Annotated in this window: 1 protein-coding gene; it reads right to left on the bottom strand. The window is 64.8% G+C overall.

What is annotated here, in order from left to right; translation table 11 throughout:
* Positions 1 to 455, bottom strand: a 455-nt coding sequence (locus tag A2J02_RS00430; RefSeq protein ID WP_197477883.1) for an AzlC family ABC transporter permease, incomplete at both ends; no start/stop codon positions are given.

Here is a 455-nt window from a genome sequence, read left to right as displayed (position 1 = left end):
CGGCGACCAGTGCCAAGAGCACGGGTAGTCCGCTGGGCAGGAACATCGAGGCGACGAGCGCAATGCATGCTCCGACGAGGGCTGCGTTGCGGGTGGCCCGGTCTCGGAGCGCGGGCATGATCAGTCCCAGCAGGATCGCAGGGAATGCGGCATCGAGACCGAGTGCGGCGGTATCGGTGATCGCACCGCCGCCGAGCGTGCCGATCACGACGCCGATGTTCCAGGTGACGAACAGTCCGATCCCGCACAGCCAGAACGCTGTTCGACGGCTGCCCTCGTCCTTTTCGGCAACGCTGAAGGCCACTGCCTCGTCGGTGATGAGGTGAGTTCCGATTAGTCGCTTCAACGGAGAGACGTTGCGAAACACCTCACCGATGGAGAAGCCGAGCGGAACCAGTCGGATGTTGGCGAGCAACGCGCTGGCGACAGCGGCAACGGGATTGCCGCCTGCAGCC

Origin of the sequence: Rhodococcus sp. EPR-147 (genome assembly GCF_001647185.1) — a bacterium.
Taxonomy (GTDB): Bacteria; Actinomycetota; Actinomycetes; order Mycobacteriales; family Mycobacteriaceae; genus Rhodococcoides.
This window is presented reverse-complemented; position numbering and strand designations above follow the sequence as displayed.